Consider the following 25056-nt stretch of genomic DNA (forward strand, 5'->3'; position numbering starts at 1 on the left):
CGTATCAGAAACGATCCCTTACCTGCCCCGGCGTGATGCCGAAGGCGCGGCGCAGCGCGGTGGCGAAGTTGGCCGGGCTGTTATAACCGGCGATGCTGGCCGCTTGCGCAATGCCTATCCCATCTTTTTGCAGCGCCAGCATCGCGCGCTGTAAACGGCAGTTACGCAGATATTCAAACACGGTGATATTGAACGTCTGGCGAAAATGACGCTGTAGGGTACTTTCGCTCATGCTGACGCTTTTGGCGATTTCAGCCATGGAGAGGTGGTCGGCGGCGCCGCTTTCCAGCATATCCCGGATCTGATGAACCCGTTGATGATTGCGCAAGGTCACGCCGGGGGCGGTTTTGTCCCGTTGCGCCTGGCTGGTGAGCGAGCCGAACGCTTCGATAATCAGCAACATACACTGGGTTTCCAGATACAGCCGTTGCAGCGGGGTATGGCAGGGGCCGGCGTTCAGAATCTGCCAGGCGATGGCCAGCGCCTGACGCGACGGGAGCCATAAATGGGTGGCGAGATGGGTTTGCGTGAAATCATAAATAGCCTGCCAGTCGCTGACGCTGTCCAGCAGATTGCCGTACAGCCATTCCCGGCTAAAGGTCAGCGACACGGTACGTTCGTATTCGTCTCGTTTGCCGCTGCGGCTGAACCGCGTAGGTTCGGTCAGTGAAATCAGCGAGGCGGGCTGGTGCTTTCCCAGATGCAGCGGCTTTTCATCGTAGCTGATATGCGCGATGCCGTTTACCACGATAGCCAGCTTTATCGCCCCGTTCAGCATACTCTGCGTTTTCATATTGTGCAGGTTGATCACATCGGCCGTGTGCAGAATCAGATCGCGGTTCAGTTGGATAACATTAAAGCTGCCGAACAGCACCGGCGTATCGTCAATCAGCCTCGATCCCAGCAGTTGGTAGTCATTGGTGACCAGGCTGGACTGCTGCACGATATGGTTCTTATAGATCGATTTTGACGATGGCAGCTGATTTTGCATGATCCCCTCTTACCTTGTCCGGTTATCGCCGGTCATTTTGCCGTTTTTGCAAAACAATTTGCTGTTTGCACAAACCCGCCCCTGAAAAACAAATGTAACAATGACGGCGCCGAATTGGTAATGCAAATACTTCTCAATAGCATTTTTCGTTGGCGGCCGGCAACGCGCGGGCGATAAGCGCCGGTGATATCCCAGGCTTGTCTCCACAAAGTATGGAGCCGGTTTTACGGCAATAAATAAAGCCTGTCACAGCTGCGTCCGCATCAGCGTCTTTCAAATTACGATTCTACAGGGCGATTTTAATCATGAGACTACCACCACGCCGCTATCTGGCGACCCTTATCGGACTGAGTTGTGCGACTACGCCTTTCCTGAGCTGGGCCGAGACGCCGGATGACGCCGCTGATTCCTCCGATACCATCGTGGTCACCGCCGCCGAGCAGACCCGCCAGGCGCCGGGCGTGTCGACGATCACCGCGGAAGATATCGCCAAGCGTCCGCCGGCCAACGATCTGTCGGAACTGATCCGCACCATGCCGGGGGTGAACCTTACCGGGAACTCCACCAGCGGACAGCGCGGGAACAATCGCCAGATCGATATTCGCGGCATGGGGCCGGAAAACACGCTGATTCTGGTGGACGGCAAGCCGGTCTCCAGCCGCAATGCGGTGCGCTATGGCTGGCGCGGCGAACGCGATACCCGCGGCGACACCAACTGGGTGCCGGCCGATATGGTGGAGCGCATCGAAGTGCTGCGCGGCCCGGCGGCGGCGCGCTACGGCAACGGCGCGGCGGGCGGGGTGATCAACATTATCACCAAACAGCCGGCGCAGGAGCTGCACGGCAGTTGGAATACCTATCTGAACGCGCCGCAGCATAAGTCGGAAGGCGCCACCAGACGCACGGATTTCAGCCTGATGGGCGGCCTGACCGATAATCTGAGCTTTCGTCTGTACGGCAATCTGAATAAAACCCAGGCCGATGCCAGAGATATCAATGACGGGCATCAGTCCGAGCGTACCGGCAATCAGATCAATTCTCTGCCCGCCGGTCGGGAAGGGGTGCGTAATAAAGATATCAACGGCCTGCTGCGCTGGGATGTCACCAAACAGCAGTCGCTGGAGTTTGAAGCGGGCGTCAGCCGTCAGGGCAATATCTATGCGGGCGATAGTCAAAATACCAATAGCAATGCCAATGTCCTCAGCAATTACGGCAAAGAGACCAATCGCCTGTACCGTCAGAACTTTGCCATCACGCATCGCGGCTATTGGGACAGCGGCGTCAGTTCGATGTCATACCTGCAATATGAACGCACCCACAATACCCGTATTCTGGAAGGATTGGCGGGCGGTACGGAGGGGATTTTCTCTTCGCCTAATGCTTTTAGCACCATCAAACTGGATAGTTTCACCGCGCATAATGAAGTCAATATTCCGTTTAATGCGCTGTTCGATCAGGTGGCGACCATCGGCGTAGAGTGGAACGAGCAGAAAATGAAGGATCCGGTGTCGAATACGCAGACCACCACCGAAGCCGGCAGCATCGGTTCGCTGAGCAGCGCCGGGCGCAGCGACAAGACATCCGCCCGCCTGGCGTCGGCTTTTATTGAGGATAATATTCAACTGACGCCGAGTACGGTGCTGACGCCGGCGCTGCGTCTCGATCACCATAGCACGGCGGGCACCAACTGGAGCCCGTCGCTGAACCTGTCTCAGGAACTGGGAGAGGATTACACCCTGAAACTGGGTATCGCCCGGGCTTACAAGGCGCCCAATCTGTATCAGACCAACCCTAACTATATTCTCTACAGCCGCGGTCAGGGATGTTACGGCGGCAGCTCACAGAGCTGTTACCTGCTCGGTAATGAGGATTTGAAAGCGGAAACCAGCCTGAATAAGGAGATTGGTCTGGAGTTCCACCGCAACGGTTTGACGGCGGGCATTACCTATTTCCACAATGATTACCGCAACAAGATTGAATCCGGTTTGTCGCCGATAGGTCAGGCTGTCGGGGGAAGCAACCCCGCTTACGCCAATGCCAATATTTTCCAGTGGGGAAATATCCCGAAAGCGGTGGTGCAGGGGCTGGAGGGCAGCCTAAGCGTTCCGGTAACGGAGAGCATTAACTGGCGTAACAATCTGACGTGGATGCTGGAATCGAAAAATAAAACCACCGGCGATTACCTGTCCATCACGCCGGAGTTTACTTTGAACTCATCGGTTGAATGGCAGGCGACGGAACAGCTTTCCTTCCTGGGGGATGTCACCTGGTATGGTCGTCAGAAACCTAAAAAGTATGACTATAACGGCAACCGCGTGACCGGCAGCGCCAGCGATGAACTCAGCCCGTATGCGTTATTCGGCCTGAGCGCCACCTACGCGTTTAACCAGTACGTGAGCGTGACGGGCGGGGTGGACAATCTGCTGGACAAGCGCCAGTTCCGCGCCGGCAACGCGCAGGGGGTGAACAATATCGCCGGCGCGGGCGCCGCCACCTATAACGAGCCGGGCAGAACCTTTTTCGTCAGCCTGAATACCCACTTCTAAGAGGCGTCGGCCGGCAAAGACGCCGCGCCGGGGTTTCCCCGCGGCGGACAATAATATCCGGTCGCCAGATCGGAGATTATCGCCGCGATTGACGCCCTGCGCTCAGGATACCATCGCCGCCAGTTGCGGCACCGCCTGCGCGTCTGATTTTGCCTCGTCGTGCGTCTGATCCTGCTCCAACTGGAAAATGGCTACCGCCAGCATCAACTGCCGGGCCTGCTCTTCCAGTGACGCCGCCGCGGCCGCCGACTGTTCCACCAGGGCGGCGTTCTGCTGGGTGACGCCGTCCATTTCCGTCACCGCCTGACTCACCTGACTGATGCCCTGGCTCTGCTCGTCGGATGCGGAGGCGATCTCTCCCATCAGGTCGTTAACCTGGCTGATGGCGGTAATGACGCCATCCAGCACCTCGCCGGTACGCACCACCTGTCTGGCGCCCGCATCAACGCGATCGACCGACTCGGCAATCAATCCTGCAATTTCTTTCGCCGCCTGAGCGCTTTTCTGCGCCAGATTACGCACTTCGCCCGCCACCACGGCAAAACCGCGCCCCTGTTCGCCGGCGCGCGCGGCTTCGACGGCGGCGTTCAGCGCCAGGATATTGGTCTGGAAGGCGATGCTGTTGATCATGCTGGTGATCTCGTTGATTTTACGCGAGCTGGTGGCGATGCTGTCCATAATGGTGCCGAGTTCGCGTCCCATCTCCCAGCTCTGTCTGGCCACCGAGGTCGCTTTTTCCGTCAGGCTGCTGGCCTGATGAACGTTGTCGGTATTGTGTTTTACCGTGGTGCCCAATTGCTCCATGCTGGCGGCCGTCTGTTGCAGCGCCGCCGCCTGCTGTTCGGTGCGCGAAGAGAGATCGTTGTTGCCGGCGCTGATCTCCGCCGTTCCCTGATAAATGGAATCCGCGCTGTTGCGAATCGTCGCCACCGTCATTTTCAGGCTCTCCTGCATCTCCCTGAGATAAGGCACCAGCTGGCCGGCATCGTTACGCCCGAAATCCTCCAGCGAGCGATCCAGTTTTCCCGCGGCCAGAGTACGGAAATGATCCCTGATCGACATCAGCGGCTTCACCACATAGCCGGCCAGATAGCGGTCGGTCAGCAGCAGAATGACGGCCCCGACGGCCATCGCCGCGATAAGGATGCTCTTGCACCATTCGACCAGCGTATAGACATGCCGCACGGTAGCGCTGTCCGAGGCGATGGCCTGATAGCGGCCCGCCGCGCCGATAAAGGTTTCGTTCAGCGCCTGGAAATCGTCGCGGAACAGCCGGCGGTACTCGGCGAAGCGCTTCTCCAGCAGGGCCGTCATCATCGGCTGCAGACCTTTCTCGATCAACAGGCTCCACGTAGCCACCACCTCATCGACGATGGGCGGGTCGATTTGCGTATGAGACTGATTTCTGAACTTTTCCAGATTTTCCTGGCTGCTCCGCAACGCGGCGCCGGCGGCGGAGACGGTGTTGTCGATGTCGTCCAGTTTGCCGCTCTGCATCAGCGTCATCGCCCGGTTGATGCGGATGGCTGAAAGCAGGGCCTGATCGGTGCCGCTGGTCAGGGTATTTAATGATTCCACCTGCGTATTGCCGAGCGCCAGGTAATGGGTGGCCTGATTAAGCGATGACAGCGTAAACCAAGACACGCCGCCCCATAACAACAGAAAAAGACTGAGAATAACCAACAAAACCTTTCTTATGGTGACGTTGCGTAAAAAGGACATATGTACTCCCAATGGCGTTGATATCAATCTGCCCAGTAGGAAACTATCGGCAATCGGACGAATTTCTTACATACGTCTTTTTTATAGGTTATGCGCGGTATAACTTGCCGCCTTCCTGCAACTCGAATTATTTAAGGTATAAAGGATATTGCACCATAGAGTGGCAGAGATTTTTCATTTCTGGTGCAAGCCGTGTTTATCGTTTATCTGCCAATGAACGGTTTATTTTTACGCCTTAAATTATTTTCGGCGCAAAATGGTTCATTTGAATCATTTTGATTCTGCCTAATTCCCCTATCGACTTTTGATGCAGAAATTTATCCGCAAATATTGAATCAAGTGAATCGACATGAATCGTTTTTGGCATGGCGGTTGCAATTCCTATCCCGTAGCGATGCGAAAAAACGGGCTAATTTATGGATCATCTTGCGTTGTGCCAACAAATAAAACAGCGATTTGAGTCGTTGCCGAAACAGGAACGGCTGGCGGCCGGTTTTGTGCTCGACCATCCGCAGGAAGTGATCGTCATGTCGATGCGCGAACAGGCGCGGCTGGCGGGCATTCCCCCTTCCACCATGACCCGGCTGGCGAAGCGACTCGGGCTGTCCGGTTACGATGAGATTCGCGCTATTTTCGTCGACGCCGCGCGGGGGCAGGGGCATGAGTACGCTCCGCGCGTGCCGGCGCTGGTGGAGATGAAACAGAAAATGGGCGAAAGCTCGCTGGTGCTGGATTTGGCCAATACCACCACGTCCTATATTCAGAATCTGTGCGAGAAGGCAACGCTGGACGCCATTGTCAGGGCGGCGAAAGTGCTCTCCGCGGGGCGGATGATTTATTGCCTTGGTTTGCGCTCTTCATTTCCGGTGGTCTTTCATTTCGCTCACGTAGCCACTTATTTTCAGGGAAATATCCGTTTAATCGAAGGCGCGGGAGAAAGCGGCATTATGGCCCTGATGAATAATATCAGTTCGAAAGACGTATTGCTGGTATGCAGCCTTTCTCCTTATGCCAGGCGCTCGGTGTCGCTGAGCCGTTATCTGGCGCAGCAGAAGGTGCAGGTCGTCGCCATTACCGATAGCGCCAGTTCGCCGCTGGCGCGTATCGCCAGCGAAACCATCTTGGTAAAAAAACAAACCGCGTCTTTTTTTGACACCTTAACGCCGGCTTTTCTCGTCAGCGAATTATTGGTGGCGTTATTAGCCGCTACCGCGAAAGTGGACGTACAAGGCTTGGTAAATAGTACCGAAGAGAAATTATGGGCGATGGGCGAGTGGTGGAGCCTGAATTAATTTCGCCGCTGTTTATCGCATTATTATTTATTGCTACCAGGAAAAGAGAAATGATTGCCTATAAACCGGAATTTACAACCGCGCCGAAACACGGCCATAAGAGTCTGCTTTATTCGGAAGTCGTGACGGATTTAAATACACTCGATTCCGTGGATATCGCCGTATTGGGTATTCCCTATGGTTCGCCGTATTCGATCGACGAAGTAAGCAACGATCAAACCCATGCGCCGACGGCGGTGCGTCAGGCAACCGATCGCGCGCTGCGCAGCTTCGAGCGCTATGACTTCGATATCGGCGGCCCGATGATGGACAACCAGCCGATTCGCATGGTGGATTGCGGCGATATCGCCGGCGATGCGCGCGAGTTGAATCGGCACTATGACGCCGCCGAGGCGGTGGTGCGCAAGATTCTGGCGCTAGGCGGCATGCCGTTGATCATCGGCGGCGATCACGGCATTCCCATCCCGGTGCTGCGCGCGCTGGAAGAGGTCGGCCCGATTACGCTGATTCATATCGACGCGCACCTTGACTGGCGTCAGGACGTGAACGGCGTCACCGACGGTTACTCCAGCCCGATCCGCCGCGCGTCGGAGATGGCGCACGTTGGCGAAATCTTCCAGATCGGCCTGCGCGCCAACGGTTCCGCCCGGCAGGAAGAGGTGGACGCGGCGCTGGCGTACGGCGCGCATCTGATTACGGCGCACGAACTGCATGACGCGGGTCCCGAGGCCATCCTCAGCCGTATTCCCGACGGCGGCAACTATTACATCACCATGGATGCTGACGGGATAGACCCGACGATTATGCCTGCGGTCAACGGTCCGGCGCTGGGCGGAGTGACCTACGGCGAAGCGCGAAAAATCATTCACGGCCTGGTGAAAAAAGGCCGCGTGGTAGGCATGGATATTGTCGAAATTACGCCTAAAAAAGATGTGAACAATATTACGGCGATTACCGCCTGTCGGTTCTTTATCAATCTGATCGGTATGGCGGTGCGCGCCGGCTATTTTAAAAAAACGTCCGCGAGCCAATTTTAACGTCGCATTAGCGACGGTTCGCAGGCTGGCGGACGGTAATGATCCGCCACCATAAATAAACAGACACTATTTTACGCCGCAGGCGAAAACAGCGGCTTTTGCGCCAAAACCAGGGTTTTTTATTTATCCAACCTTTATTCAGTACGTCAAGTCAGGAGAGTTGTCATGAAAAGACAGACATTATTATCCGCGCTCGTCGGTGTCGTAGCGGCGTTTGCGGTGATGACGGCCAACGCCGCCGGCGTTCTCGACAACATTATGAGCCAGAAGAATTTACGTGTGGCCGTACCGGTGGACTATCCGCCCTATGGCTACGTCGGCAGCGATATGCAGCCGCAAGGGGTGGATATTGATGTCGCCCGCCTGATCGGTGAAAAGATGGGCGTCAAGGTGACGCTGATTCCGGTGACCGGTCCCAACCGCGTTCCCTACCTGCAAACCGGTAAGGCGGATATGACCATCTCCTCGCTGGGGAAAACGGAAGAGCGCGCCAAAGTGATCGACTACAGCATCGCCTATGCGCCTTTCTTTGACGCGGTGTTCGGCGGCGGCAAGGTCAAGGCGACCACCACCGACGAGCTGGCGGGCAAAACCGTGGCGGTGACCCGCGGCTCCATGCAGGACGAAGAGTTGACCACGATGGCGCCGAAGGCGGTTATCCGCCGCTTCGAGGACAACAACAGCACCATCTCCGCTTTCCTGTCCGGCCAGACCGAGCTGGTGGCGATCGGCACGACGGTGGCGGGCGCCATGAAACAGAAAAACCCCAGGCTTGATCTGGAACTGAAGGTCATTTTGTCCAATTCGCCGTGCTATGTCGGGATGCCGAAAGACCAGCCGGACCTGGTTGCCAGGGTGAACCAGATTCTGCGCGCCGCCAAGGCGGACGGAACGCTGGATGCTATCGCGCAGAAATGGTTGGGCGCGCCGGCCGGCGATCTGCCGGAATGATGATGGTTGGGCTGGAGAAGCGGGCATGACGGAAAAACGCGCGACGCAGCTATTGGCCGATTGGCTGGCGGCCATAACGCCGCAGGCGATCCCCAGGTCGGTGCGCCGGGTGGCGCAGCGCTGCCTGGTGGATACGCTGGGGGTCATGCTGGCAGGCTCGGCGACCCGCGTTGCCGGACTGGCGCGCGCGACGGCGACGCAGTACGCCGCCGCCGGCCGGGCGGAGGCGGCGGGATGCGATGCCGATATGGCCGCGCCGGCGGCGGCGTTTGTCAACGCTACGGCGGCCCACGCCCTCGATTTTGACGATAACTGCTACGCCGGTTTCGCGCACGGCTCGGCGGTGATTGTTCCGGCGGCGTTAGCGCTGGCGCAGTCCCGTTCCGCCAGCGGAGAGGCGCTGATAACCGCGCTGGTGGCCGGGTCGGAATGCCAGTACCGGCTGGCGCAGGCCCTGGGAACGACCCTGTATGAACGCGGCTGGTGGACCACGGGCGTGCTGGGAACGGTAGGCGCCTGCGCGGCGGCGGCCCGACTGCTGAAGCTGGATGCGGTCGCGACTGCGCAGGCGCTGGGGTTGGCTATCGCCGGAACCGGCGGGATGAAAAGCGTATTCGGCAGCGACGCCAAGCCGCTGCTGGCCGGACGAGCCAGCGAGGCGGGCGTGATAGCCGCGCTGCTGGCCGAGCAGGGAGCCAGCGGGCCGACGGATGCCGTCGAACATCCATACGGGCTGGCCGCGCTGTGCAACGCGGGGCGCTTTATGCGGGAACGGCTGGCGGCGGACGATAGCTGGTGTCTGCTGAACCCCGGCATCGACGTTAAACGTCTGCCGGTGTGCCTTTCTTCCCACGCGGCGGTGGACGGCGTGATGGCGCTGGCGCGCGAGCGGGCGCTCGAACCGGGCGATGTGGTCCGCATCGTCTGCGATGTGCCGCCGCTGGTGGCGGCCAATCTGGCCTACCTGCGGCCGGTTTCCGTTCAACAGGCGCAGTTCAGCCTGCCGTTCGCCATCGCCGCGTCGCTCTCTTATGGCGAACTGACGCTGGATTGCCTCAATGACGAGACGGTGCGCAGTCCCGAACTGGCGCAACTGATGGAGAAAGTGGCGATGACCACCGGCCCGCGCTGGCGTGACGACGAACTGCTGCGGCGGGCGCCGGAGGGAGCGGCGGTTACGCTGGAGATGGCGGATGGGACCAAACACGAGCGGTTTACCGCGCAGGCATGGGGAACGGCCGCTCGTCCGCTGAGCGATGAGGAACTGAGCGACAAATTTCGCCGCTGCGCCGGCCGGGTCATGGACGCCGCGCAGATGCAGAGCCTGCTCGGACGGCTGTGGGCGGCGGAAACCCTGACTGACCTTGACGATTTACTGGCACTGCGCCCAACGCGGGGGAAAACGCCTGATGATGTTTGATTTTGCTACGGTACTGCAACAGTGGCCGCTGTTATTAACCGGCACGATAACGACGCTGGCGATGGCGCTGATCGCCACGCTGTTCGGCCTGTCGCTGGGCATCGCCTGCGGCTGGGGACGGGCCAGGGGAGCCGCCTGGCTGCGTTTTCTGGTGGGCGCTTACGTAGAGCTTTTTCGCAATACGCCCTATATCGTGCAACTGTTTTTTATCTTCTTCGGGTTGCCGGCCGCCGGCGTGCAGCTGTCGGCGCTGACCGCCAGCATGGCGTCGCTGATCCTCAACCTCGGCGCTTACGCCGCGGAGATCGTGCGGGCGGGGATCGAAACGACGCCGCGCGGCCAGATTGAGGCGGCGAAGAGCCTGGCGCTCAGCCGCTGGCAGATTTTCACCCGCGTCGTGCTGCCGCCGTCGCTGTCCCGCGTCTGGCCGTCGCTGGTAAGCCAGGTGATTATCATCATGCTGGGGTCGGCGGTGTGCAGCCAGATCTCCACCGAAGAGCTATCGTACAGCGCCAATCTGATCGCCAGCCGCTCGTTTCGCAATTTTGAATCCTACATCATTGCGGCGGCGATCTATCTGCTGCTCGCTATCGCGATGCGCCGGTTTTTGAACTGGCTGGGACCCCGCTTTATTTTTATGACGGGCCGCTCTTGCCCGACCTCTTCCGGGGCGTCGCTCAGCGGCGTTAAAAAATGCGCCCGGCGTATTTTCAACCGCTGACATCAGGAAAACGATCATGAGTGATTTCTCGCTGTGGGATATCTACCGTAATCTGCTGCTGGCGCTGCGCTGGACGGTGGGTCTGTCGGCCATCGCCTTTATCGGCGGCGGCATCGTCGGCGGCATTCTGCTGGTGTTGCGTCTGTCCGGCGGCGTCTGGCTACAGCGCCTGGTTGCCGCGTACGTCAATCTGTTTCAGGGCACGCCGCTGCTGATGCAGCTCTTTCTGACCTACTTCGGTCTGGGGCTGCTCGGCATCGAAACCGCGCCGCTATTCGCCGCCAGCCTGTGCCTGACGCTGTACGCCAGCGCGTTTCTCACCGAAATCTGGCGCGGCAGCGTAGCGGCCATTCCGCGTCAGCAGTGGGAGGCGGCCGCCAGTCTGGCGCTGTCGTTCGGCGAACAGTTACGCTACGTAATACTGCCTCAGGCGATGCGTCTGGCTATCGCGCCGACGGTGGGGTTTATGGTGCAGGCGGTTAAAGCCACCGCGCTGGCCTCGGTGATCGGTTTTGTCGAACTGACTCGTTCGGGACAGATTATCTCCAATGCCACCTTCGCGCCGTTTCTGGTTTACGGCAGCGTGGCGCTCTTATATTTCATCCTGTGCTTTCCGCTGTCGCTATGGAGCCGGCATCTGGAAAAGCATTTAACGCGGGGAACAACCGGCCATGACTAATTCCGCCCAGCATGCCAGCGGCTTTGCGCTGGTCGATATTTGCGGTCTGCATAAGCGCTTTGGCGACAACGAAGTGCTGAAGGGCATCGATTTGCAGATAAAACGTCAGGAGGTGGTGTGCATCATCGGCAAAAGCGGTTCGGGCAAAAGTACGCTGCTACGCTGCATCAACGGTCTGGAGTCCTTCCAGCAGGGGGAACTGCGTGTGGACGGTCAGCCGGTCCAATACGACGATGAGCGCGCCATGCGCGAGCTGCGTCAGGACGTCGGCATGATATTCCAGAGTTTTAACCTGTTTCCCCATCTCACCGTGGGGAAAAACATTATGCTGGCGCCGTCGCTGGTGAAGAAAATGACGAAAGATGAAGCGGAACGCGCCGCCCGCCAGCTGTTGCAGCGCGTCGGGCTGGCGGAAAAGTTCGACAGCTGGCCGGACAGTCTGTCCGGCGGACAGCAACAGCGCGTGGCGATCGCCAGAGCGCTGGCGATGAACCCGGAGGTTCTGCTGTGCGATGAGATCACGTCGGCGCTCGACCCGGAACTGGTGGGCGAAGTGCTGCAGGTGGTTGAGAAGCTGGCCGAGGATGGCATGACCATCATTATGGTGACCCACGAGATGAATTTCGCCCGCAAGGTGAGCGATCGCGTGGTGTTTATGCATCAGGGAAAAGTCCATGAGGTCGGTTCGCCGCAGGATATTTTCGATAATCCGCAAAGCGCGGAACTGAAACAGTTTTTAACTTAATACGTTATTAATCAACTCATTAATATTGTCAAACCATAGGCATGGGCAAACCTTGCCGCAACCCCGCTCGTTTAAAAAACGGCTTTATCAGGAGAAATACATTATGGCACATACGCGTATTCGCCAGTTCAACACCAAAAAAACCTACCCCGAACAGAGTCTGGACAACGATCTCTGCCAGGCGGTGGTAGCCGGCAATATGGTCTTTCTGCGCGGACAAATCGGCCAGAATCTGGATACCCGGGAGTCGGTCGGGGTGGGAGATGTCGCGGCCCAGACCGAGCAGGCGATGTTCAATATCAAGATGCTGCTCGAAGAATCCGGCAGTAAACTGGAGGATATCTGTAAAATAACCGTCTACCTGACGGACATCCGCTACCGTGAAACGGTTTACAACATTATGGGGCGCTGGCTGAAAGGCGTCTTTCCGGTATCGACCGGGTTGACGATCACCGGGCTGGCGCGTCCGGAGTGGTGGGTGGAAATCGACGTCATCGCCGTAAAATCCTGAGGATAGCCCGTTATGATCACCGCCATCGATATCCTGTCCGAACTGATTGCTTTTCCTACCCTGAGCCGTCAGTCCAATCTGCCGCTGATTGACTTTGTGGAAGACTATCTGGCCGGTTACGGTATTCGCGCGCGCCGGGTGTACAGCGCCGACGGCCAGCGTGCGAATCTCTACGCCACCATCGGGCCGCAGGATCGGGGCGGGATCTGCCTTTCCGGCCACTCGGATGTGGTGCCGACGGCGGGACAGCCGTGGAGCAGCGATCCGTTCACGCTGACGCGGCGCGGCGATCGTCTCTATGGGCGCGGAACGGCCGACATGAAGGGGTTTATCGCCTGCGTGCTGGCGCTGGCGCCGCGTTTTATTCAGGGCACGCGCGGCGCCGACGCCCGGCCGATACATATCGCCATCAGCTATGACGAAGAGATCGGCTGCGTCGGCGTGCGCGGCCTGCTGGATCAACTGGCGCGCGACGCCGTCCGCCCGACCGGATGCATCATCGGCGAACCGACGATGATGCGCATCGCGACCGCGCATAAAGGAAAAAGCGCCTGGCGCTGCGTCGTGCTCGGCCAGGCGGCGCACTCTTCCCAGCCGCAGCTGGGAGTGAACGCCATCGAATATGCCGCCGAACTGATGATGTTTCTGCGTCAGCGCGGGCGCGACTGGCAAGGCGGCTTAACCGATACGCGCTATGAACCGCCGTGGTCGACGGTACAGACGGGAACCGTGCGCGGCGGCGCGGCGGTCAACGTGGTGCCGGATCGCTGCGAATTTGATTTTGAAATCCGCCCGCTACCGGGCAGCGATCACCATTTACTGGCGGATGATCTGGGGAATTTCGCCCGTCGGCACATCGTGCCGCAAATGCGTCGGGTCGCTGGCGACGCGGATATTCAGTTTGAGATGCTGTCCGCCTACCCTGGTTTGCAGGACGATGCGTCGCTGGATGCGCTGAAACACCGCTGCGCGGCGGCGGCGGAACAGCCTGGGTTTCACTCGCTGGCGTTCGGCACCGAGGCCGGATTGTTTCAGCAGGCGGGGATCCCGGCGGTTGTCTGCGGACCGGGCTCTATTGCCCAGGCCCATAAGGCGGACGAGTATATCGACTGCGGCCAGTTGGATCAGTGTCAGACGTTTCTGGCGCGGGCGCTCGGCGTATAACTGCTCTCTTTATCCCTGTGCAGTGCGTGAATGGGATGCTCGTTTACGGATGAAGTGAACGAAACGATGCTTTAATGTTGCTGGGTTGTAAATGAATTAACAGGTGTTGCAAATTCTGATATGCTGGCGAGGCTGGACCGGGCACTCTCTTACCTTAACCCTCTCATGCCGACACAGCGGCATGGAAATCATCATCAGGAACAAGAGCGTCGGGCATAACGAAGACAATAAGAGCGAGGAGAAAGTCGTGCTAGAAGAATATCGTAAGCACGTAGCCGAGCGGGCTGCACAGGGGATTGTTCCCAAGCCGTTGGATGCCGCGCAAATGGCGGCGCTGGTTGAGTCATTAAAACATCCTCCCGCCGGTGAAGAAGACGTTTTACTGGATTTGCTGATTAACCGCGTTCCCCCCGGCGTTGATGAAGCGGCCTATGTGAAAGCCGGTTTTCTGGCGGCGGTGGCGAAAGGTGAGGCGTCTTCCCCGCTGGTCAGCCCGGAAAAAGCGGTGGAACTGCTCGGCACCATGCAGGGCGGTTATAATATTCATCCGCTGATTGATGCGCTCGACAGCGACGTTTTGGCGCCGATTGCGGCAAAAGCGCTGTCGCACACGCTGCTGATGTTTGATAATTTTTACGACGTGGAAGAAAAGTCCAAAGCCGGCAATGCCTACGCCAAACGGGTGATTCAATCCTGGGCGGACGCCGAATGGTTCCTGTCCCGCCCTGAGCTGGCGGAAAAAATCACCGTTACCGTATTCAAGGTGACCGGTGAAACCAACACCGATGACCTCTCCCCGGCGCCCGACGCCTGGTCGCGCCCGGATATCCCGCTGCATGCGCTGGCGATGCTGAAAAACGCCCGCGAAGGCATTGACCCCGATCAGCCCGGCGTGGTCGGTCCGATCAAACAGATCGACGAGCTGAACAAGAAAGGCTTTCCGCTGGCCTACGTCGGCGATGTGGTCGGCACCGGTTCTTCCCGCAAGTCCGCCACCAACTCCGTTTTGTGGTTTATGGGGGACGATATTCCTCATGTGCCGAACAAACGCAGCGGCGGCGTGGTGCTGGGCGGGAAAATAGCGCCCATCTTCTTCAATACCATGGAAGATGCCGGCGCGCTGCCGATTGAGGTGGATGTAAGCGACCTGAATATGGGCGATGTGATTGATATCTATCCCTATAAGGGCGAAGTACGCCGCCATGACACCGGCGAGGTGCTGGCGACCTTTGCGCTGAAAACCGATGTGCTGCTCGACGAAGTGCGCGCCGGCGGGCGTATCCCGCTGATTATCGGCCGCGGGCTGACCTCCAAAGCGCGCGAGTCGCTGGGGCTGCCGGCGAGCGCCGTGTTCCGCATCGCCAGGGCGGTGGCCGACAGCAATAAAGGTTTCTCGCTGGCGCAGAAAATCGTCGGACGCGCCTGCGGCGTTGCCGGTATTCGCCCTGACGAGTATTGCGAGCCGAAAATGACCTCGGTCGGTTCCCAGGACACCACCGGGCCGATGACCCGCGATGAGCTGAAAGATCTCGCCTGTCTCGGCTTCTCCGCCGATCTGGTGATGCAGTCGTTCTGCCACACCGCCGCCTATCCGAAGCCGGTGGACGTCACCACCCACCACACGCTGCCCGACTTCATCATGAACCGCGGCGGGGTATCGCTGCGTCCGGGGGACGGGGTGATCCACTCCTGGCTTAACCGCATGCTGCTGCCGGATACCGTCGGCACCGGCGGCGATTCCCACACTCGTTTCCCGATCGGCATCTCGTTCCCGGCCGGCTCCGGGCTGGTGGCGTTTGCCGCCGCCACCGGGGTAATGCCGCTGGATATGCCGGAGTCGGTGCTGGTGCGCTTTAGCGGCAAAATGCAGCCGGGCATCACCCTGCGCGATCTGGTGCACGCCATCCCGCTGTATGCGATTAAACAGGGGCTGCTGACCGTCGAGAAGAAAGGCAAAAAGAATATTTTCTCCGGACGTATTCTGGAAATAGAAGGGCTGCCGGATCTGAAGGTGGAGCAGGCGTTCGAACTGACCGACGCCTCGGCGGAGCGTTCCGCCGCCGGTTGCACCATCAAGCTGGATAAAGCGCCGATTATCGAATATCTGAATTCCAATATCGTGCTGCTGAAGTGGATGATCGCCGAAGGCTATGGCGATCGCCGTACGCTGGAGCGCCGTATCCAGGGGATGCAGAAATGGCTGGCCGATCCGCAGCTGCTGGAAGCGGATGCCGATGCGGAATACGCCGCGGTGATCGACATCGATCTGGCGGAAATCAAAGAGCCGATTCTCTGCGCGCCGAACGATCCGGATGACGCCCGCTGGCTGTCCGACGTGGCCGGCGAGAAGATCGACGAGGTGTTTATCGGTTCCTGTATGACCAATATCGGCCACTTCCGCGCCGCCGGTAAACTGCTGGACGGCCATAAAGGTCAACTGCCCACTCGCCTGTGGGTGGCGCCGCCGACCAAAATGGACGCCGCGCAGCTGACCGAAGAGGGGTACTACAGCGTGTTCGGCAAGAGCGGGGCGCGCATCGAGATCCCCGGCTGTTCGCTGTGCATGGGGAACCAGGCGCGCGTGGCGGACGGCGCGACGGTGGTATCCACCTCTACGCGTAACTTCCCGAACCGTTTAGGCACCGGGGCCAATGTCTATCTGGCTTCCGCGGAGCTGGCGGCGGTGGCTTCGCTGCTGGGCCGCCTGCCGGGGCCGGATGAATACCAGACCTATATGGAGCAGGTGGATAAAACCGCGCTGGATACCTACCGCTATCTGAACTTCGACCGTCTGGATCACTATACCGAGAAAGCGGACGGGGTTATTTTTCAGACCGCGGTGTAAATCATGTAGTTTGATGACCCCACCCCGGCCCCTTCGCAGGGGAGGGAGAACGCTCCTCCCCCTGATAAGGGGGAGGCCGGGAGGGGGCATAACGCCATAGCACCAAACTGTAATCAGCAATCTCAGAGGCCGTCAGGCCTCTTTTTTACTTTTCCCGCTCCGCATATATAACTTTCCGTTACCGGGTTAGTGCCTAATCGAATGACGATCCCGCACGCAATGGCGTGCCTTCTCCGGCGTATTTGCTCATTATATGACGGGTTATCGCCGCGTATTATCGATAAGGTCTCTGATAACCCATCGGGGTTAAGCCATAAGGAAAATGCCATGCCAAGTTTATTTGATCCGATCAAGATTGGCGCCATTCAGTTATCCAATCGTATTGTTATGGCGCCGCTCACCCGTATGCATGCCTTCGAACAGCGAATTCCCGGCGCGTTGTCGCTGGAATACTACGTTCAGCGGGCCAGCGCCGGTCTGATTTTGACCGAAGCCACCGCCATCACGCCGCAAGCGGTGGGGTATCCCAATACGCCGGGCATCTGGTCGGAAGCGCAGATTGCGGGCTGGAAAAGGATTAACGACGCGGTGCATCAGGCCGGGGGGAAAGTGGTTATCCAGCTATGGCACGTCGGACGCATTTCCGATCCGCTTTATCTGGATGGCGAATTGCCGGTCGCGCCCAGCGCCATTGCGCCGGAAGGCCATGTCGCCACCATCCGTCCGTATAAGCCTTACGTGGTGCCGCGCGCGCTGGAAACGGAGGAAATAGCCGGACTGGTGGCGGATTTCCGTCAGGCGGCGGAAAATGCCAAACGCGCCGGTTTTGACGGGGTGGAAATCCATGCCGCCAACGGCTATCTGTTCGATCAGTTCCTGCATGACGGTTCCAATACACGGACGGATCAATATGGCGGCTCCATCGCCAACCGCGCCCGTTTCCTGCTGGAAACGGTGGACGCCATACTGGAAGTGTGGCCGGCGGAGCGGATAGGAGTGCATCTGAATACCATGTCCGACACCCATTCCGTGCAGGATTCCAATCCGCAGGCGCTGTTCGGCTACGTGGTCGAACAGCTGAACGAGCGTCATCTGGCGTTTATCTTCGTTCGAGAGACTCTGGAGACGCCCAACCGCATTCTGCCGCTGATCCGACAGCGTTTTAGCGGCGCGGTGATTGCCAACGACGGGTTGACGCGCGAGTCCGCCGAGCGGCTGATCGCCGATGGCGAAGCGGATGCGGTGTCTTTCGGGCGGCTGTATATCGCCAATCCGGATCTGGTGGAGCGTTTTCGACTCAACGCGCCGTTAAACGCCCTGAATAGCGCCACCATCTACAGTGCCGACAGCACCGGGTATACCGACTACCCGACGCTGGATCAGGTCGACGGCTAAGCGTTATCCCACCTCTTTTCCTGACCGGCCGCCTTAGGTGAGTTTTTATGGCGGGCGTCCTGCCCGCCACCCTTACGGGCCGTCGCAGGCGACGTTTAAAATTGCTCCTTGCAATTTTTTCTTGCGAGCGCCTTTGCAGGGCGGGTCGTATTATCTTTACCCGCGAGCGGCAGGCGTTATCGTGGCGTTCTTAGGGAACGCTCTTCGTCAGGGACGACATGCAATCACATGATAAGGTATTCAAACTTTTTCTCAGCGATATTGCGGTGGCGCGGGATTTTCTTACCGTCCATCTGCCGCCGGATATTGGTGAACGCTGCGATTTCAACACGCTGCAACTGGAGTCGGCCTCGTTCGTGGATGAAGCGCTACGCGCCAGGGTATCCGATATGCTCTATTCGCTGCATACCACTGCCGGAACCGGCTATATCTACTGTTTGATTGAGCATCAGAGCAAACCGGAAAACATGATGGCATTCCGCCTGATTCGTTACTGTCTGGCGGCGATGCAGCAACATATTGAACAGGGCCATAAGCAGTTGCCGCTGGTGGTGCCGCTACTGTTCTATCAGGGAGAACGCTGCCCGTACCCGTACAGTCTGCGTTGGCTGGATGCATTTGATGACCCCGAATTAGCGGCGCAAATTTACGGCAATGCCTTTACGTTGATTGACCTCACCGTTATTCCCGATGAGGAGATTAAAACCCACCGGCGGGCGGCGTTGCTGGAATTGGTGCAAAAACATATCCGTACGCGGGATATGCTGGAACTGGCGCGAGACATCGGGTTATTATTTGAGCGCTGGCAGGTGCCGCTGACGCAGAAGAAGGCGTTGTTGTATTACATCGCGCAAACCGGCAATACATCCAGACCAGCCGATTTTATCGAAATAGTGGCGGAGCCGTTGTCAACGGATCGGGAGGAGATAATGACGATTGCACAGCAGCTGAAACAAATTGGATTTGAAGAGGGTATGCAGGCCGGAGTAATACAGGGAAGAGAACAAGGCATAGAGCAAGGCATGAAAACCAGCGCGCGGCAGATTGCGCGCCAGTTATTGCTGACCGGCATGGCGCGCGAGCAGGTTCAGCAAATTACCCGGCTTTCCGACGAGGAGATGGCGCAGTTGGCGCTCTCCGCTAATATTTAAGCTGATTTATCAAATAGCTTAATTACTTTCTGGGGACTCCCCAGGCTCCTGGCGATTTTTTATGACGGGCGTCCTGCCCGTCACCCTCCGGGCCGTCGGCGTGCGGGCCAACGGCAAAGCGCTGCATCAATAAGCGCAATCCGGCGCAATCTTTCCCGGCGCCGGATTACCTGCTATCGTTCGACTCGTTTCTGATATTGACGGGATTGAGGGTTGTCCGGCTGCGTCTTTTGCGCCCGCCGTAACTTGGGTTTCCTTCAGAATCAGAAGCGCGCGACCTGTATCAGACCGGCAGACCTTTTTTCTTCTCTGCCCGCTATGCTTGAAGTATGACGGGTATATCACTGTGGTATGGCAGGAGGACAGTTAAACTACGTTAAGCAATATCACTGAGGATGGCATCATGGACTATGAATTCTTGCGGGACGTTACCGGGCAGGTAATGGTACGAATGTCGATGGGACATGAAGCGGTCGGTCACTGGTTTAATGAAGAGGTCAAAGGGCAACTGGCGGTATTGGACGAGGTGGAGGCGGCCGCGCGCCGGGTGGCGGGAAGTGAACGGCAGTGGCGGAAAGTCGGCCACGAATATACGCTGCTGCTGGACGGCGAGGAAGTCATGATTCAGGCAAACCTGCTGGAATTCGTCGTCGATGAAATGGAAGAGGGCATGAGCTACTACGATGAAGAAAGCCTGTCGCTGTGCGGCCTGGAGGATTTTCTCGATCTGGTGGCGAAATACCGTGAGTTTGTACAGCAGCGTTGAGCGGGCTCGTTGGTCTCCGGGCAGTGCTGTTTAGGCGGATGGCGTAACCCGCCCCGGTCTTATCAGGCTTTCGGCAGGAATATTGAACATCGTATGTAAATTCCAGATCATCGGCAGCGTCAGATTTCGCTTGCCGTTGAGTATTTCATAAACGCGATTTAAGCGGCCAATAGCCGGCTGAAGATCTTTGGGCGTCAATCCCGATTGTTCCATACGAAATTTAATCGCTTCAATGGGGTCGGGGAGATCCACAGGAAAGTGTTTGGCCTCATAGGCTTCAATAAGTGTGACCATCACATCAAAAAAATCTCCTTCTGGCGTGCCGGGTTCTGGTGGGTTATCGAATAAAGGGGAGACTTTCCTAAGCGCGGCCTGATAGTCGCTGTCATTACGGATAGGATAAATCGTCATCATGTTATTCCCCTTCAATGGTATTGGCGTCAATGGCGTCATACTGCCGATGCGTACCGATAAATTTGATGCCGATAGCGATAATCTGCATGTAAGCCATTAGTCCCAAGATGGGATTATGGCAGTAAAGTCCCATTACGACAAGAGCGTCTACACGCCCTCCATTTTGAATTTATTTAATCAAATAATCATTCCTGTGATTTTTCATACTGGGATATGGCTCGCATTTGTTTTATTTTGATCTAATATAATCATATGTGATTTAATTAAATCATAAACGGCGGGGTAGCAATGAAAATTAAAGCGACGATAGAGAAAATCCCTGGGGGAATGATGGTGGTGCCGCTGGTGTTGGGCGCCTTGCTGAATACCTTTGCTCCTGAGGCACTGAACGTCGGAGGATTCACAACCGCGCTATTCAAAAACGGCGCCGCGCCGTTGATTGGCGCGTTCTTGTTATGTATGGGCGCGGGGATCCATATCAAGGCGGCGCCTAAGGCGTTGTTGATTGGGGGCAGCATTACGCTGTCCAAATTTATCGTGGCGGTGGCGCTGGGTTTTGGGGTCGAGCGGTTGTTCGGGGCGGAAGGTCTTTGGGGATTGTCTTCGGTCGCCATTATTGCCGCCATGAGCAATACCAACGGGGGATTATACGCCGCCTTGGCCGGTGAGTTTGGCGGCGAAGAGGAAGTGGGGGCGACGCCGTTGATGTCGCTCAGCGACGGACCGGTGCTGACCATGATCGCTCTGGGGGCGGCAGGTATGGCCAACATCCCGCTGATGTCTATCGTTGTGGTGTTGATCCCGATGGCGATAGGCATGCTGCTTGGCAATCTTGACGTACAGATGCGGGAATTTCTCACCAAAGGCGGCCCGCTGCTGATCCCGTTTTTCGCCTTCGCGCTGGGCGCGAATATCGATTTGAGCATGTTGATCAAGGGCGGTATCGCGGGCATTTTACTGGGCGCGCTGACCACGCTGGTAGGCGGATTCTTCAATATCAAGGTCGATCGTTTAGTGGGCGGATCGGGCATCGCCGGCGCGGCGGCTTCCAGCACCGCGGGTAACGCGGTGGCGACGCCGATGGCGATCGCCCAGGCCGATCCGGCGTTGGCCGAGGTGGTTGCGGTTGCCACGCCGTTAGTCGCGACCTCGGTCATTGTCACCGCATTATTAACGCCGATGCTGACGTCATGGGTGGCGAAGCGAAATCGGCAACGGAAAACCACGCCGGCAGGCGGGGGGGACGAAATATGAAAATGGTGGTGATAGCCGATGATTTTACCGGAGCGAACGATACCGGCGTACAGCTGGCTAAAAAAGGCGCGCGCACCGAAGTTGTGTTCGACGGGCAGAGGAAAGCGCCGGGCCGGGCCGAGGTGCTGGTGTTCAATACCGAGAGTCGGGCGTTAACCGCCCAACGGGCGGCGGACAAAGTCAGAGACGCTTTGCAGCCCTACTGTTCGGGAAGCAATGCGCCGCCGCTGATTTATAAAAAAATCGATTCCACGTTTCGCGGCAATGTCGGGGCGGAAATCGGCGCGGCGATGGCGGTCAGCGATGCGCAACTCGCCATCGTCGCCGCGGCCATTCCCGCCGCCGGACGCGTCACCTTGCAGGGACAGTGCGTGGTGCACGGCGTTCCGCTGGCGGAGACGGAGTTTGCCAGCGATCCCAAAACGCCGGTCGTCTCCTCGCATATTAAAACGCTGATTGGCTTACAAACGGAATATCCCGTTCACGAGCTGGATCTGTCGGTGGTTCGCTCCGACCGCCTGGTAGAGGAGCTACGGAAACTGGGCGGTCAGGGACCGGGCATTGTGGTGGTTGACGCCGAACACGAGAGCGATCTGGTGCGGCTGGCGCAGGCGATAACGCAAATCAGCGTGCGATTTATATTGGTCGGTGCCGCCGGTTTGGCTAATGCGCTTCCCTCCGGCTGTTATTTGAATAGCGAACAGCGGCTGCCGGTGTTAGTCGTCGCCGGCTCAATGAGTGACGCGACGCGGCGGCAGATCGCCTTTGCCGCCGAGTCAAAATTGCTGGGCATCGTTGACGTGGACGTCGAAGAACTGCTTCAGGCGGATGGCCGGGATGCCCAGGATAGGGTTACGCGCCGCGCGGTGGCGTTGCTTCAGACCCGGCAGCACTGCGTGCTGCGCACCAGTCGCCACGCCGACGCCCGCCGGATGATAGAGACGCTGTGCGAAAAGTATCAACTGAGCCGGCAGCAATTGGGCGACGCCATCAGCAATGCGTTGGGCGCCATTACGCTGGCCATCGTCAATCAGTCGCAGATCGGCGGCCTGTTCCTTACCGGCGGCGATATCGCCATCGCCGTCGCCAGAGCGCTGGGAGCGGAAGGGTATCGTATCACCAGTGAAGTCGCCCCCTGTGTGCCGTGTGGCACTTTCATTAACAGCGAGATAGACGATCTGCCGGTGATTACCAAAGCCGGCGGGTTTGGCGGAGAGTCAACGCTCCAGGACGCACTTTATTTTATTGAGGAGATGTACCGTGGCAAATAATACGATTGCGGTCACCATGGGCGATCCGGCGGGTATCGGCCCGGAAATCATTATAAATGCGCTGTCTGACGGCGAGCTCTCGGGGGCGCCGGCGGTAGTGGTGGGCTGTCTGCAAACGTTACGCCGTATTCAGGCGTTAGGGGTGACGGCCAATGTCGAACTGAATCCCATTCAACGGGTTTCCCAGGCCCGCTTCGCCCCCGGCGTCATCAACGTTATCGATGAACCCCTGGAACAGCCTGAGGCGCTGGTTCCGGGGAAAGTGCAGGCTCAGGCGGGCGATCTGGCCTACCGCTGCATCAAGCGGGCGACCGAGCTGGCGATGGCGAAAGAGGTGCACGCCATCGCTACCGCGCCGCTGAATAAAGAAGCGCTCCATTCGGCCGGGCATATTTATCCGGGGCATACGGAATTGCTGGCGAAGCTTACCCACAGCCGCGATTACGCCATGGTGCTGTATACGGATAAGCTGAAAGTGATCCACGTCTCGACGCACATCGCGCTGCGTAAGTTTCTCGATACCCTGAGCCGTGAACGCGTCGAAACGGTGATCGCCATGGCGGATACTTTTCTCAAGCGGGTCGGCTTTACCCATCCGCGCATCGCCGTGGCCGGGGTGAATCCGCACGCCGGGGAGAACGGCCTGTTTGGCGATGAGGAAATCAATATCGTCGGTCCGGCGGTTGAGGCGATGAAGGCCAAGGGGATTGAGGTTTTCGGCCCCTGTCCGCCCGATACCGTCTACCTACAGGCATATGAAGGGCAATACGATATGGTGGTGGCGATGTATCACGATCAGGGGCATATCCCGCTGAAGCTGCTGGGCTTTTACGACGGGGTCAATATTACCGCCGGACTCCCTTTTATTCGTACCTCGGCCGATCACGGCACGGCGTTTGATATTGCCTGGACAGGAAAAGCGAAGTCTGAGAGCATGGCGATCTCAATCCGGTTGGCCATGCAGCTCGCGTAATTCGCGGATGTTTTTCAACGGCTAATCGGCAGTGTGATTCAATAAATGGATAGCGTCGTGGGGCAAACGTTGAGTGATGCTTTTCGCGTGAGCGGAGATAATGTGAAAGGACGAAGCCGTCTTGACCAGATTATGGATTATCTGAAAAGCCATAATCTGGTGACGGTGGATGAACTGGTTGCCGTCATTGACGCTTCCCCGGCGACCATTCGCCGCGATCTGATCAAACTGGATCAACAGGGCGTTATCAGCCGTACTCACGGCGGCGTCACCCTTAACCGTTTTATCCCTTCTCAGCCGACCACCAACGAAAAACGGCGGCGAAATCTGCTGGAAAAACAGGCCATCGCCCGCTATGCCGCGACGCTGGTGCAACCCGGCAGCTCGGTGGTGCTGGATGCGGGCACCACCACGCTGGAGCTGGCGCGCAACCTGACCCACCTGCCGCTGCGGGTGATCACCGCCGATCTGCAAATCGCGCTGTTTCTGTCCGAATTCAAACAGATTGAAGTGACGATTATCGGCGGGCGGATTGATGACAGCAGCCAGTCCTGTATCGGCGAGCACGGCCGGCGGTTGTTGCGCAGCATCTATCCCGATATCGCGTTTATCAGCTGCAACTCATGGAGCCTGGAAAAAGGCATCACCACGCCGACGGAAGAAAAGGCCGGCGTAAAGCAGGATCTCCTGCTCAACGCCAGTCGCCGGGTTTTACTGGCGGACAGCAGTAAATACGGCGCTTATTCACTATTTTGCATCACGCCCTTATCCGACCTGTCGGATATCGTCACCGACGGCGGATTGCCGCCGGAAGCACAGGCGCAACTCAGGGCGCAGTCGTTTAATCTGACGCTGGTGTGACAGGGTATCGGCCCTGCCGCCGCTTCCCGTACCGCGCATCGCGCCGATTACGGCGGCGTAATGCTACTCCGCTCCCGCCGCTTTCACTTGCATCAATGATCCCTTATTCATTCCGGGCCTGATCTCCTGACGTCGATTTTGTGATCCACAAACCATTTCTAAGCTATGTCGTAAACCGGCTATTTACTCGCCATAAACGGCGGTGCTAGCATGTTTGTTATGTAATGTAGAACTTGGTTTTATAATGTAAAACAAATATCGGCAGGTTTGCTGTCGCAGCAACAAGCGTTGTTAGCAACGAATAGTGCTGCAACAGGCGCCTTCCTCTCTTGGTGTTTGATGTTGTA

21 protein-coding genes are annotated in these 25056 nt (G+C 57.9%); 18 read left to right on the forward strand and 3 right to left on the reverse strand.

Going from position 1 to position 25056, the window contains the following annotated elements:
- Positions 1-4 precede the first annotated feature (4 nt).
- On the reverse strand, positions 5-991 hold the full coding sequence (locus tag DDT56_RS09140; RefSeq protein ID WP_136166135.1) for a helix-turn-helix transcriptional regulator: 987 nt from the start codon (positions 989-991) through the stop codon (positions 5-7).
- A gap of 305 nt (positions 992-1296) precedes the next feature.
- Between DDT56_RS09140 and DDT56_RS09145 the strand changes: the two genes are divergently transcribed.
- A complete protein-coding gene (locus DDT56_RS09145) occupies positions 1297-3537 on the forward strand; it encodes a TonB-dependent siderophore receptor (RefSeq protein ID WP_136166136.1) in 2241 nt (746 codons plus the stop codon).
- A gap of 102 nt (positions 3538-3639) precedes the next feature.
- Here DDT56_RS09145 and DDT56_RS09150 read toward each other — a convergent pair whose 3' ends face one another.
- A complete protein-coding gene (locus DDT56_RS09150) occupies positions 3640-5259 on the reverse strand; it encodes a methyl-accepting chemotaxis protein (RefSeq protein WP_136166137.1) in 1620 nt (539 codons plus the stop codon).
- A 416-nt stretch (positions 5260-5675) separates the two neighbouring features.
- Between DDT56_RS09150 and DDT56_RS09155 the strand changes: the two genes are divergently transcribed.
- From DDT56_RS09155 to yacL, 13 genes are all read left to right on the forward strand, one after another.
- Entirely contained in the window at positions 5676-6551 is an 876-nt protein-coding gene (locus tag DDT56_RS09155) for a MurR/RpiR family transcriptional regulator (protein WP_136166138.1), read from the forward strand.
- Positions 6552-6601: 50 nt separating this feature from the next.
- The gene (locus tag DDT56_RS09160) at positions 6602-7588 is read left to right on the forward strand and encodes an agmatinase (RefSeq protein ID WP_136166139.1); all 987 of its coding nucleotides are present in this window, start codon (positions 6602-6604) and stop codon (positions 7586-7588) included.
- A 165-nt stretch (positions 7589-7753) separates the two neighbouring features.
- Positions 7754-8539: a transporter substrate-binding domain-containing protein gene (locus tag DDT56_RS09165; protein ID WP_136166140.1), complete on the forward strand. Its 786-nt coding sequence runs from the start codon at positions 7754-7756 to the stop codon at positions 8537-8539.
- A gap of 25 nt (positions 8540-8564) precedes the next feature.
- Complete coding sequence (locus tag DDT56_RS09170; protein WP_136166141.1) at positions 8565-9959, forward strand: MmgE/PrpD family protein; 1395 nt, start codon at positions 8565-8567, stop codon at positions 9957-9959.
- The gene (locus tag DDT56_RS09175) at positions 9949-10680 is read left to right on the forward strand and encodes an amino acid ABC transporter permease (RefSeq protein WP_136166142.1); all 732 of its coding nucleotides are present in this window, start codon (positions 9949-9951) and stop codon (positions 10678-10680) included. The genes DDT56_RS09170 and DDT56_RS09175 overlap by 11 nt, the downstream gene beginning before the upstream one ends.
- Positions 10681-10696: 16 nt before the next feature.
- Positions 10697-11359, forward strand: a complete 663-nt coding sequence (locus DDT56_RS09180) for an amino acid ABC transporter permease (RefSeq protein ID WP_136166143.1) — start codon at positions 10697-10699, stop codon at positions 11357-11359.
- The gene (locus DDT56_RS09185) at positions 11352-12104 is read left to right on the forward strand and encodes an amino acid ABC transporter ATP-binding protein (RefSeq protein ID WP_136166144.1); all 753 of its coding nucleotides are present in this window, start codon (positions 11352-11354) and stop codon (positions 12102-12104) included. The genes DDT56_RS09180 and DDT56_RS09185 overlap by 8 nt, the downstream gene beginning before the upstream one ends.
- 100 nt (positions 12105-12204) lie before the next feature.
- Positions 12205-12615 carry a RidA family protein gene (locus DDT56_RS09190; RefSeq protein ID WP_210417004.1) on the forward strand — a complete coding sequence of 137 codons (411 nt, stop codon included), beginning with the start codon at positions 12205-12207 and terminating at the stop codon, positions 12613-12615.
- A gap of 12 nt (positions 12616-12627) precedes the next feature.
- A complete protein-coding gene (gene argE / locus DDT56_RS09195; RefSeq protein ID WP_136166146.1) occupies positions 12628-13779 on the forward strand; it encodes an acetylornithine deacetylase in 1152 nt (383 codons plus the stop codon).
- Positions 13780-14026: 247 nt separating this feature from the next.
- Positions 14027-16624 (forward strand): bifunctional aconitate hydratase 2/2-methylisocitrate dehydratase, encoded by a 2598-nt coding sequence (gene acnB / locus DDT56_RS09200; protein WP_136166147.1) that lies wholly within the window; start codon positions 14027-14029, stop codon positions 16622-16624.
- Positions 16625-16951: 327 nt separating this feature from the next.
- Positions 16952-18019: an alkene reductase gene (locus DDT56_RS09205; protein ID WP_136166148.1), complete on the forward strand. Its 1068-nt coding sequence runs from the start codon at positions 16952-16954 to the stop codon at positions 18017-18019.
- 218 nt (positions 18020-18237) lie between these two features.
- Complete coding sequence (locus DDT56_RS09210) at positions 18238-19170, forward strand: Rpn family recombination-promoting nuclease/putative transposase (RefSeq protein WP_136166149.1); 933 nt, start codon at positions 18238-18240, stop codon at positions 19168-19170.
- A gap of 403 nt (positions 19171-19573) precedes the next feature.
- Positions 19574-19936: a protein YacL gene (gene yacL, locus DDT56_RS09215; protein ID WP_136166150.1), complete on the forward strand. Its 363-nt coding sequence runs from the start codon at positions 19574-19576 to the stop codon at positions 19934-19936.
- Between the two features lie 30 nt (positions 19937-19966).
- Here the strand turns inward: yacL and DDT56_RS09220 are convergent, their stop codons facing one another.
- The gene (locus DDT56_RS09220) at positions 19967-20347 is read right to left on the reverse strand and encodes a helix-turn-helix domain-containing protein (protein ID WP_136166191.1); all 381 of its coding nucleotides are present in this window, start codon (positions 20345-20347) and stop codon (positions 19967-19969) included.
- Positions 20348-20638: 291 nt separating this feature from the next.
- On the opposite strand from DDT56_RS09220, the gene DDT56_RS09230 reads away from it, so the two are divergent.
- From DDT56_RS09230 to DDT56_RS09245, 4 genes are read left to right on the forward strand one after another with little or no spacing between them, the layout of a single operon-like run.
- Positions 20639-21604 carry a 2-keto-3-deoxygluconate permease gene (locus DDT56_RS09230; protein WP_136166151.1) on the forward strand — a complete coding sequence of 322 codons (966 nt, stop codon included), beginning with the start codon at positions 20639-20641 and terminating at the stop codon, positions 21602-21604.
- A complete protein-coding gene (gene dtnK, locus DDT56_RS09235) occupies positions 21601-22875 on the forward strand; it encodes a D-threonate kinase (protein WP_136166152.1) in 1275 nt (424 codons plus the stop codon). The genes DDT56_RS09230 and dtnK overlap by 4 nt, the downstream gene beginning before the upstream one ends.
- A gap of 16 nt (positions 22876-22891) precedes the next feature.
- Positions 22892-23848, forward strand: coding sequence for a D-threonate 4-phosphate dehydrogenase (locus tag DDT56_RS09240; RefSeq protein ID WP_417903693.1), 957 nt, complete (start codon positions 22892-22894; stop codon positions 23846-23848).
- Between the two features lie 45 nt (positions 23849-23893).
- Positions 23894-24709: a DeoR/GlpR family DNA-binding transcription regulator gene (locus DDT56_RS09245; RefSeq protein WP_136166154.1), complete on the forward strand. Its 816-nt coding sequence runs from the start codon at positions 23894-23896 to the stop codon at positions 24707-24709.
- Positions 24710-25056: the final 347 nt, after the last annotated feature.

Origin of the sequence: Brenneria corticis (assembly GCF_003115855.1) — a bacterium.
Classification (GTDB): domain Bacteria; phylum Pseudomonadota; class Gammaproteobacteria; order Enterobacterales; family Enterobacteriaceae; genus Brenneria; species Brenneria corticis.

Excerpts from the sequence above, each read along its gene's own strand:
- DDT56_RS09140 (WP_136166135.1), bottom strand. The coding sequence starts at position 991 with ATGCAAAATCAGCTGCCATCGTCAAAATCGATCTATAAGAACCATATC.
- DDT56_RS09145 (WP_136166136.1), top strand. The coding sequence starts at position 1,297 with ATGAGACTACCACCACGCCGCTATCTGGCGACCCTTATCGGACTGAGT.
- DDT56_RS09150 (WP_136166137.1), bottom strand. The coding sequence starts at position 5,259 with ATGTCCTTTTTACGCAACGTCACCATAAGAAAGGTTTTGTTGGTTATT.
- DDT56_RS09155 (WP_136166138.1), top strand. The coding sequence starts at position 5,676 with ATGGATCATCTTGCGTTGTGCCAACAAATAAAACAGCGATTTGAGTCG.
- DDT56_RS09160 (WP_136166139.1), top strand. The coding sequence starts at position 6,602 with ATGATTGCCTATAAACCGGAATTTACAACCGCGCCGAAACACGGCCAT.
- DDT56_RS09165 (WP_136166140.1), top strand. The coding sequence starts at position 7,754 with ATGAAAAGACAGACATTATTATCCGCGCTCGTCGGTGTCGTAGCGGCG.
- DDT56_RS09170 (WP_136166141.1), top strand. The coding sequence starts at position 8,565 with ATGACGGAAAAACGCGCGACGCAGCTATTGGCCGATTGGCTGGCGGCC.
- DDT56_RS09175 (WP_136166142.1), top strand. The coding sequence starts at position 9,949 with ATGATGTTTGATTTTGCTACGGTACTGCAACAGTGGCCGCTGTTATTA.
- DDT56_RS09180 (WP_136166143.1), top strand. The coding sequence starts at position 10,697 with ATGAGTGATTTCTCGCTGTGGGATATCTACCGTAATCTGCTGCTGGCG.
- DDT56_RS09185 (WP_136166144.1), top strand. The coding sequence starts at position 11,352 with ATGACTAATTCCGCCCAGCATGCCAGCGGCTTTGCGCTGGTCGATATT.
- argE (WP_136166146.1), top strand. The coding sequence starts at position 12,628 with ATGATCACCGCCATCGATATCCTGTCCGAACTGATTGCTTTTCCTACC.
- DDT56_RS09205 (WP_136166148.1), top strand. The coding sequence starts at position 16,952 with ATGCCAAGTTTATTTGATCCGATCAAGATTGGCGCCATTCAGTTATCC.
- DDT56_RS09210 (WP_136166149.1), top strand. The coding sequence starts at position 18,238 with ATGCAATCACATGATAAGGTATTCAAACTTTTTCTCAGCGATATTGCG.
- yacL (WP_136166150.1), top strand. The coding sequence starts at position 19,574 with ATGGACTATGAATTCTTGCGGGACGTTACCGGGCAGGTAATGGTACGA.
- DDT56_RS09220 (WP_136166191.1), bottom strand. The coding sequence starts at position 20,347 with ATGACGATTTATCCTATCCGTAATGACAGCGACTATCAGGCCGCGCTT.
- DDT56_RS09230 (WP_136166151.1), top strand. The coding sequence starts at position 20,639 with ATGAAAATTAAAGCGACGATAGAGAAAATCCCTGGGGGAATGATGGTG.
- dtnK (WP_136166152.1), top strand. The coding sequence starts at position 21,601 with ATGAAAATGGTGGTGATAGCCGATGATTTTACCGGAGCGAACGATACC.
- DDT56_RS09240 (WP_417903693.1), top strand. The coding sequence starts at position 22,892 with ATGGGCGATCCGGCGGGTATCGGCCCGGAAATCATTATAAATGCGCTG.
- DDT56_RS09245 (WP_136166154.1), top strand. The coding sequence starts at position 23,894 with ATGGATAGCGTCGTGGGGCAAACGTTGAGTGATGCTTTTCGCGTGAGC.